At 51.8% G+C, this 17,022-nt stretch carries 15 protein-coding genes; 8 read left to right on the plus strand and 7 right to left on the minus strand.

Annotated elements, in window-relative coordinates; all coding sequences use genetic code 11:
- The first annotated feature begins 528 nt into the window (after nt 1–528).
- From rpsF to BOC67_RS04530, 8 genes are all read left to right on the plus strand, one after another.
- Nucleotides 529–879, plus strand: a complete 351-nt coding sequence (gene rpsF / locus BOC67_RS04495; protein ID WP_291907810.1) for a 30S ribosomal protein S6 — start codon at nt 529–531, stop codon at nt 877–879.
- A 4-nt stretch (nt 880–883) separates the two neighbouring features.
- The gene (rpsR, locus tag BOC67_RS04500) at nt 884–1,156 is read left to right on the plus strand and encodes a 30S ribosomal protein S18 (RefSeq protein ID WP_073077706.1); all 273 of its coding nucleotides are present in this window, start codon (nt 884–886) and stop codon (nt 1,154–1,156) included.
- Nucleotides 1,157–1,162: 6 nt separating this feature from the next.
- Nucleotides 1,163–1,609, plus strand: a complete 447-nt coding sequence (rplI, locus tag BOC67_RS04505) for a 50S ribosomal protein L9 (RefSeq protein ID WP_291907811.1) — start codon at nt 1,163–1,165, stop codon at nt 1,607–1,609.
- A 73-nt stretch (nt 1,610–1,682) separates the two neighbouring features.
- Entirely contained in the window at nt 1,683–2,546 is an 864-nt protein-coding gene (locus tag BOC67_RS04510; protein ID WP_291907812.1) for a hypothetical protein, read from the plus strand.
- 46 nt (nt 2,547–2,592) lie between these two features.
- The gene (locus tag BOC67_RS04515; RefSeq protein ID WP_291907813.1) at nt 2,593–3,216 is read left to right on the plus strand and encodes a rhomboid family intramembrane serine protease; all 624 of its coding nucleotides are present in this window, start codon (nt 2,593–2,595) and stop codon (nt 3,214–3,216) included.
- A gap of 45 nt (nt 3,217–3,261) precedes the next feature.
- A complete protein-coding gene (locus tag BOC67_RS04520) occupies nt 3,262–4,014 on the plus strand; it encodes a hypothetical protein (protein WP_291907814.1) in 753 nt (250 codons plus the stop codon).
- Nucleotides 4,015–4,062: 48 nt separating this feature from the next.
- Nucleotides 4,063–4,440, plus strand: coding sequence for a hypothetical protein (locus tag BOC67_RS04525; RefSeq protein ID WP_291907815.1), 378 nt, complete (start codon nt 4,063–4,065; stop codon nt 4,438–4,440).
- Between the two features lie 76 nt (nt 4,441–4,516).
- Complete coding sequence (locus tag BOC67_RS04530) at nt 4,517–6,877, plus strand: family 20 glycosylhydrolase (protein ID WP_291907816.1); 2,361 nt, start codon at nt 4,517–4,519, stop codon at nt 6,875–6,877.
- 97 nt (nt 6,878–6,974) lie between these two features.
- Here BOC67_RS04530 and BOC67_RS04535 read toward each other — a convergent pair whose 3' ends face one another.
- The 7 genes from BOC67_RS04535 to nuoL form a co-directional block, all read right to left on the minus strand.
- Nucleotides 6,975–8,180 carry a DUF2252 family protein gene (locus BOC67_RS04535; RefSeq protein ID WP_291907817.1) on the minus strand — a complete coding sequence of 402 codons (1,206 nt, stop codon included), beginning with the start codon at nt 8,178–8,180 and terminating at the stop codon, nt 6,975–6,977.
- A 48-nt stretch (nt 8,181–8,228) separates the two neighbouring features.
- Nucleotides 8,229–9,329, minus strand: a complete 1,101-nt coding sequence (locus BOC67_RS04540; RefSeq protein WP_291907819.1) for a D-TA family PLP-dependent enzyme — start codon at nt 9,327–9,329, stop codon at nt 8,229–8,231.
- Between the two features lie 23 nt (nt 9,330–9,352).
- Entirely contained in the window at nt 9,353–10,666 is a 1,314-nt protein-coding gene (locus tag BOC67_RS04545; RefSeq protein WP_291907821.1) for a gluconate:H+ symporter, read from the minus strand.
- Between the two features lie 59 nt (nt 10,667–10,725).
- Nucleotides 10,726–12,003, minus strand: coding sequence for an ABC transporter permease (locus tag BOC67_RS04550; protein WP_291907823.1), 1,278 nt, complete (start codon nt 12,001–12,003; stop codon nt 10,726–10,728).
- 233 nt (nt 12,004–12,236) lie between these two features.
- Nucleotides 12,237–13,607 carry an NADH-quinone oxidoreductase subunit N gene (locus BOC67_RS04555; protein ID WP_291907825.1) on the minus strand — a complete coding sequence of 457 codons (1,371 nt, stop codon included), beginning with the start codon at nt 13,605–13,607 and terminating at the stop codon, nt 12,237–12,239.
- Between the two features lie 23 nt (nt 13,608–13,630).
- Complete coding sequence (locus BOC67_RS04560; protein WP_291907826.1) at nt 13,631–15,064, minus strand: NuoM family protein; 1,434 nt, start codon at nt 15,062–15,064, stop codon at nt 13,631–13,633.
- A gap of 33 nt (nt 15,065–15,097) precedes the next feature.
- Nucleotides 15,098–16,996, minus strand: a complete 1,899-nt coding sequence (gene nuoL, locus BOC67_RS04565) for an NADH-quinone oxidoreductase subunit L (RefSeq protein WP_291907827.1) — start codon at nt 16,994–16,996, stop codon at nt 15,098–15,100.
- Between the last annotated feature and the right edge of the window lie 26 nt (nt 16,997–17,022).

Here is a 17,022-nt window from a genome sequence, read left to right on the forward strand (position 1 = left end):
GCGGGGCGGAGGGTGGCTCGCAAAGGGGCGCAGGGGTAGCTCGCAAAGGGGCATAAGGGGGCAAAGCCCGCAAAGGGATTGAAGCGGAGTTTTTTTTATAGGGGGAAAATTCAGTGCTGCTTTGCCTTAGTTGCCCGTTGTTACCCTAATTTACCCGGATCGGCGCGCCTGATTACGACAACTCCGCTAAGGGCCTGCCCTCCGCCGGACGCCCGGAAATACCCACAGCCTGCAAAAAAAGGATGAATGACCCAAACCCGCAGCACCGCCCCCACGGGCCTAACCCTGCCAACTCTCCTACCCGCGACCACGCTCCCATGGCATACGCCCCGCTAGCCCCGCCCAAAAACCGGGACCACGTGATTCAGCAGCATTAGATCTCATCTATAACCAAATAATTATCAGCATTTTACAATAAAACCAAATAATATTATAGAATAAAGCCCCATTATCTCCCGAATTTGAGAATAGTTCTTTATCTTTGCGGTCCGAATTTTTTTATTAAAACCTAACAAAAAACAGGGAATTATGAACTACGAATTGATGGTGATCTTTACCCCTGTGCTTTCTGAAGACGATTACAAAGCGGCTCAGAAAAAATTCGTCGATATCATTAAAGATAACGGCGGACAAGTAACGCACGAAAATCCCTGGGGATTAAGATCACTGGCGTATCCTATCCGGAAAAAGACTACAGGAATGTACCTGGTTCTGGAATACACTGCGCCAACCGACCTCAATGAGAAGCTGAAAATCCAGCTGAACCGCGATGAAAATGTATTACGCCACATGGTGACTGCGCTTGACAAATACGCTGTAGCGTACAACAATCGCAAAAACTTTGGTGCTAACGCAGAATCTAAAACCACTGAAGCTTAAAATTATGGCAGTTAAACCTAAACAAGAGATCAAATACTTAACAGCCGTAAAAACTGAAAAACGTCAGAAGAAATACTGCCGTTTTAAGAAAATGGGCATCAAGTATGTAGATTACAAAGACGCGGAGTTTTTGAAGAAATTTCTGAACGATCAGGGCAAAATGTTGCCACGTCGTATTACAGGTAACTCCCTGAAATTTCAGCGTAAAGTAGCCCAGGCTATTAAGAAAGCACGTCAAATGGCTTTATTGCCTTATGTTACTGACCTTTTAAAGTAAGAAGTTATGCAAGTTATTTTAATACAAGACGTAGACAACCTGGGTCAGAAGAATGAACTGGTTAACGTAAAAAATGGTTACGCCAGAAATTTCCTGATTCCGCAGAAGTTTGCGGTAGAAGCTAGCCCTTCTAACCTGAAACAACTGCAAGAGCGCCTGAAAGTACAGAAAGTGAAAGAAGAGAAACTGCTGGCGGAAATCGCTAAAGTAGTAGAAGTTCTGAAAGCTTCTCCTGTTAAAATCGGCGCTAAAACCGGTACTTCCGGTAAAATCTTCGGTAGCGTTACCGGTGTTCAGATTGCCCGCGCAATTAAAGAACAAAAAGGTTACGAAATCGACCGTCGCCGCATCCATATCCTGGATGATGTGAAAGAATTAGGTACTTACAAAGCTCGCCTGGACTTCGGTAAAGGCAACGAAACCGAACTGGAATTCGAAGTAGTAGCTGAGTAATATATAACTCTTGAAAAAATAAAGCACCCGTGCCACCTGGTACGGGTGCTTTATTTTTTGTAATTTCCGTATTATGATTAAATACATCCTTGCCCTGGCAATACCAGTGCTGCTTACAGCCTGCCATACCCACCGCGGAAAGCTCATCGCTCCCCGCCTGCAAGCCATTACCATCCACGGGGAATCCACCCCCTGGATAAGTTTCCGCTATAATAAAGACGGGCAAATGACCTCCCTCACCAAATACCCTACTCCCCACGCAGCCGATACCATTCACTTTGCATACGATCGCCTGCACCGCCTCACCGGCATGCGCTGCGAACACGCGGCCGGCAACCAGGTACGGGTGACTAAAACCGCCGTCGTGAAAGACTGGGACCTGAACGGGAATATCCGCCAGGTGGACTTCTTTGACGGAGATAAACAACACGTGCGCACCGCGCGCATTCAATGGCAAAACGACCTGCCATTATCGCTGAAGTACACCGACTATAAACAGGCCATCAGCTGGGATTACATAGAAGGCAACCCCACCTGGAAAAATATCGCACGGGACCCGCAGGCGGATACCACCATCTATTTCACTCAGGCCAGCTGCGACTGGGACGATTCCATCAACCCGCTGGCCAAACTGGCCAACCAGCTGATCCTGGCCGATTCCATCCCGCAGACGCATGCCGGCGCCCCCCTGCCGGACCTCGCCAACCTGCTCCTGCATATCAGTACCAACAATCCCAGCCGCATCCGCCTGGACGAAAAGCAGGAAACGCTTACCGACAGCGGCGTGATGGCGCTGACACGCTCCACCACCGTACAATACATCTACGCCTATAACGGGAAAGGCTATCCCAGCAGGGCTAACGTGTACCTCTCCGCAAAAGGTTATACACAGCTCAATAACGCCTGCAAAACTGAGGTGGACTACAGCTACGAATAACTGACAGTCAATATTTTATTGCACGATTTTTCGTAACTTATCGTGCATGCAACTATTAAAACGCCTGTATAATGCGCCGGTTACCCTTTCACTGATTGCAGTGAATACAGTCGTTTTTTGCATCATGGCCATCAAGGGGCATGACAGCTGGCGGGGCAATGCGGACGACCTCCTGCAATGGGGGGCCAACTACTGGCCGCTTACCGGCCTGCAACACCAGTACTGGCGCCTGCTGACCAGCATGTTCCTCCACGCGGGCCTCTGGCATTTGTTCACCAACATGGTAGGACTACTCATTGCCGGCATTTTCCTGGAACCCATCCTGAAAGGCGCTAAATTTTCCCTCGCCTATGTGGTAACGGGGCTGGTGGCAGATTACGTGAGCATATGGTTTCACCGGGATGCTGTGGGCGTAGGCGCTTCAGGCGCTATATTCGGCGTTTACGGGGCGTTTCTGGCGCTGCTGACCACGCCCTTGTTTACACGGTCAGCCAGGGCGCCTTTCCTCATTTTTATAGGCTTATTTGTTTGTTTAAATATTATCGTCGCCTGCTTCACCGTCGGCATTGACAATATTGCGCACCTCACCGGCTTCGCCACCGGCATGCTCGCCGGCTACCTGCTGTATTTCACCTTATCCAAAGCGGATGCAAGCCGGCTGCCAAACTAATCACAACGAAAACTTAAATACTTACTTTTGCAGATCAGCAACTTTATGAAGCATATGTACAAAAACCTGTTCTACCTGGCAGCACTGGCAATTACGCTCTGGAGCTGCGGACAGCAGCCAACGAAACAAACGCCGCCAACTGATGCTACCGGAAGCCACCTGGCAAATGTACCCGCCACTTCCGATACGCCCATCGATACGCTGGAACTGGCCGGCAAAACTTTCCTGATCTATACCATTGATTCCACCGTATTCGAAAGCTTTCCCCTGCAACCGCAGGACACCAGCGAAGCCATGGCGCTGGCAAAGGATTCCACGGTGAAAAGATCCGGCTCCAGCCTGCAGTTCACCTTGCAGAACGGTAAAACCGTGACCCTTACCGATAAGGACCTCGATCCTGAAAACGAAGGAGACATCGTTCACTTCATGTACGTGAGCGACTACCCGGAAATCAACCGCAAGGGCATTGTAGCGTACTATTACGAATCGCAGGACTTCCTCCTGCTGGATACCCGCACCGGCGATACCCTGCACATCTGGACGGAACCTATCTTTTCCCCGGATAAAAAACATATCCTCTGCGCCAGCATGGACCTGGTGGCAGCCTTTATGCCAAACGGTTTCCAACTGTACGACATCGGTAAGGACAGCATCCGTTACAAAGGCGAAGCCAACCTGGAGAAATGGGGCCCGACGGAAACCAAATGGGTGGATGAGAAAACCATCCTGTGCCGCTACATCACCATCGACGATGAGGGCAACACCCAATCCACACACGTGAAAATGGTGATGCAATAACATTTTTTCCGGCGATTTCTCCGTATCTTAAAGATAAATCCGCAACATATGAAACTGCTGGCAACTACCCTGCTCCTGCTCATTTCCGGCGTTATCTTTCTGCATACAAAGGCGCAAAATCCTACTATCAACATAGAAGGCACCGCGGCCTCCATCGTCAGTAAATTGAGTAAATCGCTGGTACTCACCGAGCAGCAGCAACCTAAGCTGCTCACCCTGGTGACCAACTACCTGCAACAGAAAACCAACCTGCAGGCTTTGAAAGGAAGCAACGAAAAAGCTTACCAGACAAAGCTCCACAGCATGCAAAACGGCCTTAACACCCGGCTGAAGGCATTGCTGGGCGCAGAGCAGTTCAACAACTATCTCAATTTAAAACCGGCAGCGCCGGATGCCACCAACGTACTAACATACCTGTACTATTAGATATCACGATATTTCAGTATTTTCAGGCGCTTCACATGGTGAAGCGCCTTTTTTTTACAGTGAACAATTATTAAAAATGCAACTCCTTAAGTGTACCTCTGCTGCTATGATCCTGGCAGCTGCCACGTTGTGGACGCCTCCCCTGGCCGCCCAGCAAATGCAGGACTCCGCCCGGTTTGCGGCCGTGATAAAGTCGCTGCCGGCATTACCGCCCGTGCAACCAGGGCAAAAACAAATCGCCATCCCCACCGCGCCCGCCGGCTACCGCCTGCTGCTGAAAGGCTCCGACCGGGTTCCCGTGATCAACCTGAACGGGGAAATCTCCACGCCGCTGACGGATGCTACAGTCAACCTCTACTTTGTGCTGCAACGCAATGCGGACAATGCTGAAATGGATGTGCCCATGACTGTTACCGTACCGGGCAAATACGGCGCGCCCGCGGCTGACCAGCCATTCGTAATTCCGGCATTGCGCGAATGGCACGGGTATAACGGCAGTTTCACCCTGCCGGCTGCCGCCAGGGTCATGGTTGATCCCGCGCATGCGGCCGAGCTGCAAACGGTGGCAGCACGGCTCGCGGCTGACATCTCCGCTGTTACCGCTTCCAAAAAAATTACCTGGAAAACAGGCACGCCGGCGGCAGGCGACATCTACCTGACTTTATCCGGGGCGGACGCTAACCTAGGCGAGGAAGGCTATCAGCTGGACATCAATGATATTATAACGGTAAAGGCTATACGCAAAACCGGCGCCTTGTGGGGCGCGCAAACCATCCTGCAGTTGCTGCAGCAGTCACCCACGCACAACACGCTGCCAAAGGGCATTACGCGGGATTACCCCAAGTATGCGGTACGGGGCTTTGTGCTGGATGCCGGACGTAAATTTTTCAGCATGGAGTTTCTGCGGAACTACGTGAAATTCATGTCCTACTACAAAATGAATGATTTCCATGTACACCTGAACGACAACGGGTTTGCCAAATTCTTCGGGGACAACTGGGACAGCACCTATTCCGCTTTCCGGCTGGAAAACAGCACCTATCCCGGCCTCACGGCAAAAGATGGATCCTATTCCAAAAAAGAATTCATTGCCCTGCAAAAAATGGCGGACAGCTTTGGCGTCCGCATCATCCCGGAAATAGATGTGCCGGCGCATTCCCTCGCCCTCAGCAAAGCCCTGCCGGCCGTTGCCAGCGATAAATACGGCCGGGATCATCTCAACCTGGAACCCGCCTCCTGGCAAATGGTGGATAACATTTTCAAAGAGTACCTGGAAGGCCCGGAACCGGTGTTCACCGGCGAAGAAGTTCACATCGGTACGGACGAATACGCCAAACAGGAAGCGGAAAAATTCCGCGCATTTACCGACCACCTGATAAAGCTTGTAGAAGGTTATGGCAAGAAGGTAAGGATGTGGGGCTCCCTCACGCATGCCCGGGGCACTACGCCGGTTAAATCAGCCGGCGTAACCATGAACGCCTGGTACAACGGTTATGCCGAACCCCGCGAGATGATCCGGGAGGGGTATGACCTCATCAGCACGCCGGACGGCTGGCTGTACATTGTGCCGGCAACCGGCTATTATTTCGACTACCTGAACATCTCCCGCATTTACAACAAATGGGAACCGAACATGATCGGCAAGGAAGTATTCCCCTTTGGCCACCCGAAAATAAAAGGCGGCGCCTTTGCCGTATGGAACGATCATCCGGGCAACGGCATCACCGCGGAAGATGTGCACGACCGCGCATTCCCGGCGATGCAGGTACTGGCGGAAAAAATGTGGACAGGCTACAACGCACAACAGCCTTATGAAACATACCTGGCTAAGAGTAAACAGCTGCCGGAAGGGCCCGGCCTGAATTTGCAATATAAATTAGATAGTAAGGATTCCGTACTGATTGACTATAATTTCAACAACAAAAAAGATAACAGCGGCAATCATCGGGACGCTACGCAACTGGTGAACGCCACCTTATCCGGTAAACTGCAACTCAAAGGCGGCAAAAGCTACCTGCAAACGCCGGTAGATGCTATCGGCTACGGCTATACGATTTCATTCGACGTCAAACCGGCGAAAGGCAACAAACCTAACGCAGTACTGTTTTCCGGCCCTACGGGCAGCGTAAAGCTCCTGCAGCAGCAAACCGGCAAACTGGGCTTCAGCAGGGAAGGATATGATTACAATTTCAATTATACCGTACCGGCTGACGGCTGGACGCATATTGAAATTTCAGGCGATAACAAAGGCACTTCCCTCTATGTAAACGGCGCTTTGGTAGAGCGGCTGGAAGGCGCGAAAATATCATTCCCCAATACGAAGGATAAGATTGCAAAAGTGCAGACGCTGGTGTTTCCGTTTAAGTACATAGGAGATACGGCGAATGCGTTTGCAGGAGAAATAAGGGAGCTGAAGGTCCTGAACAAACGGAAATAAGGCCCTGGCAGAAAGATGCTTGCTAAACGCTTTCCAGCCGAATACAAATCACTTTCAAGCAAAAACAGTAACACGCCGGGCGCCCTCCAGCCCGGCGTTACTTTCCAAACACGCCGTCATCATACGCAGCCGCATACTCCTTAAAATCCTCCTGCACCTGCTCCGCGTAAGATGCCGCATAATCGTATAACGACTGCCTCCAGCTCTCCACGCTCCCGCCAAAATCAATCAGCTCATCCGCAATGGCCGATCCCTGGCGGCCGCCGGAGCGCAGGCAATCCCAGCCCAGTATCTGCCCCATCGTAGTCAGTATCTCTTCCAGCTGCGGAATGTTCCCCGCAAACAATTCAAAATTCAGCCGGTCCGCAGTAGGCTGCAGCTGCTTCAATACAAAGCTGCGCCCATCTATGGTCAGCGGATGCAGCAACGCGGGATAAGCCGCCTGCACGCGCTTCTGTACTTCGGTGATCCGGTGCGCTTCGTCCGGCCATTCTGGCTGCACAAAAGGGTGAAAGGTTAAAATACAGGAGGGGTTCGCTCTTTTCAGATCCAGCAGGTGGTATTCCCCCGGCGTTTTGTCATTGGTTACGAGCAATACGTACCGTTCTATTCCCAGGCTACCGGTACCGGCTATACGATAAGCGGCATCCACCACGTGGTAGCCCTTTAATGCCGGGCGTTTGGCGGCCCAGGTATTGACGGCGTCCTTTACCAGCTCCCGCTGTTCCTTCGGCGTTTTGATGGCTTTGAGGTTATCCACCAGCAGGCGGGGCTTCCCGTCTTTGAGGTACATGCGCCTGCCAAGAAACGCTTTCAGCTTCCTGTTGCGCACCGTTGCCAGGAAGTCGCCGATGGTACCGGTGGCAGCCTGCTTTTCCAGGGAGCGTATATACCCCGCCGTTAGTGTGCCGGCATAGGACGAAATGAAAATGCCGGCCAGCTTTTTGGCTTCCTTTGCATTTACATGCAGTACATCCGAAATGAGGAAAATACTGCAGAGCAATCGCGCCGGGTCCAGCAGGCACGGGGCCAGCGCCGCTTCGTCAAAGTCGTTGATATCGAAATAAGGAATGTGGTTATCCGCTTTATAACTCCCGAAATTTTCCAGGTGCAGGTCCCCGCAGATCCAGCTGCGGGGCGATTTCAGCAGGGCGTTGCCTGCGGGGAGATCCTCGTAGAACAAGTGGCAGCTGCCTCTGAAAAAGCGGAGTGGGTTACTGCGCATGGCTGCGTACTTCATGGAAAGCAACGCAGGGATGCGGCCTTGGTTAAACCGGGTAATCCTGTCTGGAATCTGCTGCATATGGTATCTTTATATAGCGCTTATATAAAGATACCAATTCCCCGCCGCTTACACGATGATCTGTCGATCCCGCGCAATCACCTGCCAGGTGGCAATAACGTCGTTGTTTTCCGCTACATAGGCTTTTTCGTACAGGGCTACCGTGGGGCAGATATGCAAAGGCACGCCATAGGCTACCGTGCCAACTGGATATTGGGCTGCGGCGTCCACTTTCATCACCAGGTGCTCCTCGCTCTGGGAAACAATCGTACCGGGGATGTTCAGGAATTCCACCCGTGGCTGCGGGTTTTCCGCGGCTACGGATTTATGCCCGAGGTCCAGGCAAATCAGCTGATCATCGATATGGGAAATAACGCGGCTCAGCACCAGCGCGGCATACTGGAATTTTTGCTCCGGCAGGTTACGGGCATAGCCAAAATCCCAGAATACAAAGGTACCGGGGCTGCATTCTTCCCGGCGGCGCTGCGCATGGATGGGGAAAGTAGGCGTGCCGCCGGCTATTACTGCCGGCACGGGCAGGCCGGTTGCTACTACGTCCGCTACCAGGTTAACCACCGGCTCATAGGCCTGATCGCATTGCTGTTTTCGTATAGCCATATCCGTGTCATGAATATGCCCGTCATACACATGGAAGCCTGCCGGCAGCAGGTTTTCCAGTGAATGCAAATATTGGTACAACGCCAACGCGGTATTATCCGGCTTGATGCCCGTACGGTTCATGCCCACGTTGATATCCATATACACCTGCACATGGCGGCCATTTTGCTTAGCCAGCGCCTGCAATTCCTTAGCCGAGGCGTGGTTATCCAACAGGCATGAAAACTGCGTGCCCGGGTACTTCTGTATCAACTCCATAAAACGCACGGCCTTGGGGCCAACAGGCTGATAGGCCAGCAGCACATCTGCGGCGCCGGCAATGCCCGTCATCTCCGCTTCCGCAATGGTGGCGCATTTGAATTTATGGATACCGGCGTCCATCATCAGCTGCACCACTTCCGTCATCTTATTCGTTTTTACGTGTGGGCGTAACCGTGATACATGATCGATCATCGTTTTCACGGTGTTGATATTTTCCACCACCCTGTCTTTATAAACTATCAGCGCCGGCGAATCCACCTGGGCTGCATTCCTGAGTTCAAACCAATTCATGTCAGATTGTTGCTGGTTAAAATTTACACGAACAAACTAAGCAACAAAGTGCCTGCCAGCCCGGTTACGGATACGATCGTTTCCATCACGGACCAGGTCTTGATCGTATCTTTTACAGTTAAGTTAAAGTATTCTTTAAACATCCAGAAACCGGCATCGTTCACATGCGAAAACATCAAACTGCCTGCGCCGGTTGCCAGCACCATCAGGTTCGGGTTTACGCCGGAAGCGGGTATCAGCGGCGCTACGATCGCAGCAGTGGTGAGTCCGGCCACCGTGGCCGACCCTATGCATACGCGGATGATGGCGGCAATGCCCCAGGCCAGCACCAGCGGGTGCAGGTGCAGTTGTTGCAGGCTGTCGGCAATATAACTGCTCACCTTACTATCGTTCAGCAACTGCGTCAGCGCGCCGGAGCCGCCAATGACCAGGATGATCACGGCAATATCCTTCACGGCCTCGTCCAGCAGGCCCATCACTTTTTTCATCGGCGTTTTCCGGCGCAGGCCCAGCAGGTACATGCCATTCAGCACGGCCAGCAACATTACGATCAGCGGGTCCCCCAGCCAGCTGGCCAGTTTATAACCAAAGCTCCCCGGCGGCGCCCAGAGCTTGGCCACCGCCGTAGCCGCAAGTAACAGCACCGGCAGCATGGCCGCAAACAGGCTCGCGCCCATACCCGGAATCTCATTTTCAGGCAGTTCTTTCGTCGTAAACAGTTGGGATGGGGCGTTGGTATAGCCTTTCAAAAAACGGCTGAAAACAGGGCCCGCAAGGATGATGGCCGGTATAGCGATCAGGATGCCGTAGAGCAGCGTCAGGCCCATACTCGCATGAAAGGTTTGCACCAGGGCCGTCGGCGATGGATGCGGGGGCAGGTAACCATGCGTTACTGACAGGGAGGCCAGCATGGGAATGCCCAGGTACACGGCCGGCAGGCCGGTACGGCCCGCCACCATAAAAATCAGCGGTACCATCAGCACAAACCCGATATTGTAAAAGAGGGGAATGCCCACTACAAAGCCGGTAATCATGAGGGACCACTGCACGTATTTAGGCCCGAGCAGCTTCATAAGCCCGCCGGCAATGCGTTGCCCCGCGCCGCTTTCCGCCACCAGCTTGCCCAGCATACTGCCGGCAACGATCACCACGATTAACGAGCCCAGCGTCTTGCCGATACCCGTTTGGATGGACTGCGTAATGGCGGATATATCCATACCCAGCGCCAATCCCATCAGCAGGGAAACGATCAGGAAACTGAGGAATGTATTGAGTTTGAACCAGACTACCAGGATCACAAGGAGTAGGATAGCGCCGATAACAATCAGTAAAGGCATGCTTGTTCGATTTTGGTACCGGACAAGATATAAAAAAAGAAACAGTAAACGGCAGATTGTTATTCGTACCGCAGGGCAATAATCGGATCCAGTTTGGAAGCCTTATACGCCGGGTAAATGCCGGAAATCAGGCCCACGATGGCGCAGAGGCTCACGCCGATGAGTATCCAGAGCCAGGGGATGATAAACGGCGAGCCTAACAGTAACGATACAACGTTGCCGAACAGCATGCCGGCCAGCACGCCGATCACCCCGCCCATCACGCTGATGATAATGGCTTCGTAGAGGAACTGCTGGCGCACCACCTTACTGGTAGCGCCAAGGGCTTTGGTCACGCCGATTTCGCGGGTACGCTCCGCAACGGACACCAGCATGATGTTCATCAACCCGATGGCGGAGCCAAACAGCGTGATAAACGCAATCACCACCGCAAAGAGGTTGACCTTACTCAAACTGGAAAACAGCATTTCTGCGATACTGTCGCTTTTGCTGATCACGAAATTATCCGCTTCGTTGAGGGAAAGGCCGCGGATAATGCGGAACAGCCCGATGGCTTCGCCCTGGGCGGCATCCATCTGGCTGATATCTTTTACGGCAATGCCAATCTGGTAGCTGGCATTGGGCCTGTTGAAAATTCTTCGTGTATTGTTCACCGTAGTCAGCACCACGTTGTCCTGGCTCATCATAGCGCTGCTGCCTTTGGAAGCCAGCACCCCGATCACGCGGTAACGCACATCTCCCACCCTGACGGTATTATTGACGACGTTCTTCATTTTTTTTCCGAACAGCTTCTCCGCCACATCCTTCCCGAGGATAGCCACATTGCGGCCGGATTCCACGTCCAGCGTATTAAAATTCCGCCCCTGCGCAATTTCATAACTGGCCACCGTGAGGTAGTTTTCATCTCCCCCGATCACCGTCACATTGGGATTCGTTTTCTTATCATCTTTATAAACAGTGGCGATGCCGGAAGCCCTGAAATTAATGCTCACCTCCGCCGGAAACTGGTAGCGCTCTTTAAAACGCACCGCATCCATGTAGGAAATCACCTTATTGCTGTTCGATTTTTTAACTTTTTTCTGGTTTTTGTTGCCTTTTTCGGCTTTTTCGTTGTCGTCTCCCATGCGCACCTGGATATCGCGGTTGCGGATACTGAAGCTGTTGGCGCCCATCATGGCGAAACTGCTGTAGATGCTGTTCTTCATACTGTCGATCGCAGTAAGAATGCCTACCAGCACGGTTATGCCCAGTGCGATAATTGCTACAGTGAGGCCGGTGCGGAGTTTGTTGCCGGTAACGGACCGATATGCCAGTGAATATATATCTCGGGATTGCATAATGTCGGGTTAATAGTAAAGTTAATATATTAATGCATTCGATCCGATCTTATTTGGGATGAATGGTTAACCGGCACAAAAAAAGGAAGACCGGCGTTATGCCAGTCTTCCTTTTTTTATTTTTTAGGGGAGAGATTTAATGCAGCGATGCCTTACATCAACGTTCTTACTACAATAGCGCGGAGCGTTCATCGGATCAGCCGGCCCTTCCCTGCTATGCTTTCTTTCTGCTGTTACAGGCAGCCCAGCAATAAATTCGGGAATAAGCCGAGCGCCAGTACGAGGATCACGGTAAGAATCAGCCCTGCCTTAAATCCGCCGGATACCGGTTCTACCTGTGGGTCGCCCTGTTTGAAGTACATGGCCATGATTACCCGGAAGTAGTAGTACACGCTGATGGCAGCGCAAAGTACCGCCAGGATCACCAGCCAGAGCAGGTGCCCCTGCTGGATGGCGGCAGCCAGTACAAAGTATTTGGCAAAGAAGCCCGCCGTTACCGGGATACCTGCCAGTGAAAACAGGAATACCGTTACAGCAAAGGCCAGCAGCGGCTCTTTCTTAGCCAGGCCGTTGAATCCTTCGAAGGTATAATCTTTTAAACGCAGCAGTACCGCGAAGATGCCGATGGTCGCAATGCTGTAAGCGGCTGCATACAGCACAATGCCCTGCGCGGCAGCGAGGTTCATGGCAATGACTGCAAACATCATGAAGCCTGCCTGGGCAATGGAAGAGTAAGCGAGCATACGCTTCACGCTCTGCTGGAATACAGCGGTAAAGTTACCAAGTACCAGTGTCAGCGCGGTGATGATGGAGAGCAACAGCATCCAGTGGCTGCTGATTTCGCCACCTGCAAAGCCCACATGGAACAGGCGCACGAAAGCGATGAAACCGCCTGCTTTCACCACGGTAGCCATGAAGGAAGTGAATACGGTAGGGGAACCGTCGTACACGTCCGGCGTCCAGAAGTGGAAAGGCACAGCGGATACTTTAAAGGCCAGTGCAAACGCTACGAGGATAGTACCGCAGAGCGCCAGCGGGGATACGTTCTCTGCGCCGAGGCCCAGGGAAGCAATCTCGAAAGTGCCGGCAGATCCGTAGATCAGGGTAATACCCATCAGCAGTACGCCGGTAGAAAAACAGCCCATGAGGAAGTATTTCAGTGCGGCCTCGTTGCTTTTCAGGTTCTTTTTATCGCTGCCCGCCAGGATGTACTGGGGGATGGACATAATTTCGATGGCCAGGAACAGCATCAGCAGGTTGCTGAAGGTAGCCGCCAGCGATATGCCCGCGAGGATGAAGAACACCAGGGCAAAGTAATCCGCCACATGATCACCCACTTTTTCAAACTCACTGCCTGACAGCAGGAAATATAACAGCGTGGACCCAATTGCTACTGCATTGAATATTATGCTGAATTTAGTCACTTCAATCATGCCATACATAGTATAGCCGCCCAGCTCCACAGAAGGGTACTGCGCCAGGTTAGCTATAAAAGCTATAATAATGGCCGCTATGGCAAAAAATTTAATGGTCTGCTTACGTGCAAATAAACCAACAAACATCAGTACAACGCCCGATAAAGCAGTAGAAATTAGTGCATTCATATTTTTGCGTTACAAAACCCCGATTAAAATTTAAGAACTACAGCTGTTGTGTTGCTTACCAGGTCCAGGATTGGTTTTGGATAAACACCCAGGACCAGGATGATAGCAACCACCAGGCTCAAAGCCAGCATTTCTGAAGGCTGTAAGTCGGTTGCAGTTTCTGTTAATGCATTCGCGTTACCGAACATTACCTTCTGGATCATGTTCAGCGTATATACCGCAGCCAGGATGATACCCAGTCCGGCTACTGCCATAAACCAGTGATTGTATTGGAACAGACCGCTGAACATCAGGAACTCGCCTACGAAACCGTTGGTCAGTGGCAGGCCGATGTTAGCCAGGCTGATAATAACCAGGAAGATGGCCATACGCGGAGCTTTCTGCGCAATGCCTCCCAGCTCGTCCATGTTCTTGATATGGAAACGCTGCTGGATGATCTCTACGATAATCCAGAGGCCGATGATGTTGATACCGTGGTTAAACATCTGCAGCAGCACGCCCTGCATACCCTGTTCGGTATGTGAGAAGATGGCTGCGCTCATCAGGCCAATGTGGGCGATGGAGGAATAAGCGATCAGGCGCTTCAGGTCCGACTGTACCATGGCGATGCAGGAGGCATAGATGATACCGATGATGGACAGCACGATGGCTACATCCGTCCACATATGCGCGCCTTCAGGCAGTACGGGTACCAGCCAGCGGATCACGCCGAATACCCCCATTTTCACCATGATACCGGAAAGGATCATGGTTACCGGCGTAGGGGATTGCTCGTAAGTATCCGGCTGCCAGGTATGGAAGGGGAACACCGGCATCTTGATGGCAAATGCCACGAAGAACAGCCAGAACAGCCAGTTTTGCTGGTCGGCGCCGAGGTGCAGGTTCGTGAAGGACTCCCAGCTGAAGGAGTGATCAGGGTTTTGCGTGTACAGGTAGATGATACCCACCAGCATCAGCAGGGAACCCAGGAATGTATAAACAAAGAATTTAAACGTAACGGCTATACGTTTATCTCCTCCCCACAGCGAGCAGAGGAAATAAACAGGGATCAGCGCCAGCTCCCAGAAGATATAGAACTGCAGGGCGTCATACGCGGTGAACACACCGGTGAGGCCCGCCTGCGAAAGCAGCATCAGCCCGTAAAAACTGTTGGAGGACTCGTAGTTGCGGTTGTAGATGGAAATAAAGACAAGCAGAAAAGCAATGGCTGTTAATAAGCACAGCATCATGCCCATTCCGTCTAAACCTACTCTGAATTGACTTCCCAGCTGAGGGATCCAGTTGGCGGTAAAGCTCAAACTGTCGGGCGCGCTGCCTAAACGGCACCATGCGCCAATTGCTGTTGCCACCGTCGCCAGGGATGAAATCACCGCCAGCGCCTTAGGCCCGGACCCCTTCAGGCCAAATGCAATCAGGCCCGCAATGAAAGGAATCAATATTAATAAAACTGTCAACATAATTTATCTGCGCTTGTAACTTCTGCTATTGGTTTATAATAAGAATCCGATCACAAATAATACGATCATACTGATCACCATGGCAAAGATGTAGAAGCCCACATTCCCGGTTTGTACAAGCCGGAGCTGCTGGCTGCCCCATTTCACGCCGCGGCCTACGCCGTTGACCAGCCTGTCTATACCGGCTTTCTCCAGCGTATCGCGGAAGAAGCGGCTCAGCTCATACAACGGTTTTACGATCACTGCGTCGTAGATTTCATCTATATACCATTTGTTCTCAAGTACTTTAGCAAGGCCGGTATTTTCCTGACCGTTATCCTGGTAGGACACGAATTTCTGACGTGCCAGCAGAATCATTACAATCACCAGTACAGAACTCAGGCCCATCAACAGCCATTCGGTGCTGTGGGACAGATGGTGCGTAATGGCAAAAGGAGCGCTCGGCGCAAAGATCGGCTCGAGGTACTCCGCCAGGTAGTTTTTGGCGCCAAATACTTCCGGCATACCCACGTAACCACCCACAACGGATAAGATAGCCAGTACGATCAGCGGTACGGTCATCGCAGCAGGACTTTCGTGCAGGTGATGTTCCTGTTCGTGCGTGCCGCGGAACTGACCACAGAAAGTGATGTAGTACAAGCGGAACATATAGAAAGCCGTCATCAGGGCGCCAATCAAGCCTATTACATAGTAGGAGATGTTAACGCCAAATGCATGGGCCAGAATTTCATCTTTGGAGAAGAAGCCGGAGAACCCGGGGATACCGGCGATCGCGATACAACCAACGAGGAATGTCCAGTTGGTGGTAGGCATATACTTTTTCAAACCGCCCATCTTCCGGATATCCTGCTCGCCGCCCATCGCGTGGATGACAGAACCGGAACCGAGGAACAACAGGGCTTTGAAGAAAGCGTGGGTCATTACGTGGAAAACGGCTGCTCCGTAAGCGCCTACGCCGAGGGCCAGGAACATATAACCCAGCTGGCTCACGGTGGAGTAAGCCAGTACTTTTTTAATATCGTTTTGCTTCAGTGCAATAGAGGCGGCAAATACGGCGGTAGCCAGGCCAATGATGGCAACAAACGTCTGGACGCAAGGCGCCAGCGTGTAGATCACGTTGCTGCGTGCAATCATATAGATACCGGCGGTCACCATCGTAGCCGCGTGGATCAGGGCCGATACCGGGGTAGGACCCGCCATCGCATCAGGCAACCAGGTGTACAGCGGAATCTGCGCTGATTTACCCATGGCGCCCACAAAGAGCAGCAGGGCAATAGCGCCCAGCACAGGGCTGTTCATACCCAGCGGCGCTGCCTTTGAAAATACTTCAGGGAATGTTACGGTGCCAAACTGCATGATCATGAAAAAGATGCCCAGCAGGAAGCCGAGGTCACCGATACGGTTCATGATAAATGCTTTCTTGGCAGCGTTATTGTAACTGGTATTCTTGAACCAGAACCCGATCAGGAGATAGGAGCAAAGCCCCACGCCTTCCCAGCCGATGAACATCATCACATAGTTGGCGCCCAGCACCAGGATCAGCATGGAAAATACGAAGAGGTTGAGGTAAGCGAAATATCTTGCGAAGCTCTCATTGCTTTCCTCATGCATGTAAGAGGTGGAGTAGATATGGATCAGGGTACCAACACCGGTAATGATCAACAGGAAGAGGGCACTGAGCTGGTCCACCTGGAAGGCAAAAGGAATATGCAGCGCGCCTACAGAGATGAAATCAAACAGGGTAACTGTTTGCGCAGCAAATCCCGGCGCTTTTACCTGGAAAAAAATCAATAAGCTCACCACAAAGGCAGCCAACACCGTACTGCTTCCAACAAACCCTACCAGGGACTTGGATAAAAATCTGCGTCCCAATCCATTCACCAGGAAACCTAATAATGGTAAAAATGGTACCAGCCAAACTAGATTAATCATTTATCAATTCTATTTACGACGTCGAA

Origin of the sequence: Chitinophaga sp. CB10 (assembly GCA_001870995.2) — a bacterium.
Lineage (GTDB): Bacteria > Bacteroidota > Bacteroidia > Chitinophagales > Chitinophagaceae > Chitinophaga.

What these genes read in the sequence shown, in the direction of transcription:
- BOC67_RS04550 (WP_291907823.1), bottom strand. Translation starts at nt 12,003, where the DNA reads ATGCAATCCCGAGATATATATTCACTGGCATATCGGTCCGTTACCGGC.
- BOC67_RS04540 (WP_291907819.1), bottom strand. Translation starts at nt 9,329, where the DNA reads ATGAATTGGTTTGAACTCAGGAATGCAGCCCAGGTGGATTCGCCGGCG.
- BOC67_RS04515 (WP_291907813.1), top strand. Translation starts at nt 2,593, where the DNA reads ATGCAACTATTAAAACGCCTGTATAATGCGCCGGTTACCCTTTCACTG.
- BOC67_RS04520 (WP_291907814.1), top strand. Translation starts at nt 3,262, where the DNA reads ATGAAGCATATGTACAAAAACCTGTTCTACCTGGCAGCACTGGCAATT.
- BOC67_RS04555 (WP_291907825.1), bottom strand. Translation starts at nt 13,607, where the DNA reads ATGAATGCACTAATTTCTACTGCTTTATCGGGCGTTGTACTGATGTTT.
- BOC67_RS04560 (WP_291907826.1), bottom strand. Translation starts at nt 15,064, where the DNA reads ATGTTGACAGTTTTATTAATATTGATTCCTTTCATTGCGGGCCTGATT.
- BOC67_RS04545 (WP_291907821.1), bottom strand. Translation starts at nt 10,666, where the DNA reads ATGCCTTTACTGATTGTTATCGGCGCTATCCTACTCCTTGTGATCCTG.
- BOC67_RS04525 (WP_291907815.1), top strand. Translation starts at nt 4,063, where the DNA reads ATGAAACTGCTGGCAACTACCCTGCTCCTGCTCATTTCCGGCGTTATC.
- BOC67_RS04535 (WP_291907817.1), bottom strand. Translation starts at nt 8,180, where the DNA reads ATGCAGCAGATTCCAGACAGGATTACCCGGTTTAACCAAGGCCGCATC.
- rpsF (WP_291907810.1), top strand. Translation starts at nt 529, where the DNA reads ATGAACTACGAATTGATGGTGATCTTTACCCCTGTGCTTTCTGAAGAC.
- nuoL (WP_291907827.1), bottom strand. Translation starts at nt 16,996, where the DNA reads ATGATTAATCTAGTTTGGCTGGTACCATTTTTACCATTATTAGGTTTC.
- rpsR (WP_073077706.1), top strand. Translation starts at nt 884, where the DNA reads ATGGCAGTTAAACCTAAACAAGAGATCAAATACTTAACAGCCGTAAAA.
- BOC67_RS04510 (WP_291907812.1), top strand. Translation starts at nt 1,683, where the DNA reads ATGATTAAATACATCCTTGCCCTGGCAATACCAGTGCTGCTTACAGCC.
- BOC67_RS04530 (WP_291907816.1), top strand. Translation starts at nt 4,517, where the DNA reads ATGCAACTCCTTAAGTGTACCTCTGCTGCTATGATCCTGGCAGCTGCC.
- rplI (WP_291907811.1), top strand. Translation starts at nt 1,163, where the DNA reads ATGCAAGTTATTTTAATACAAGACGTAGACAACCTGGGTCAGAAGAAT.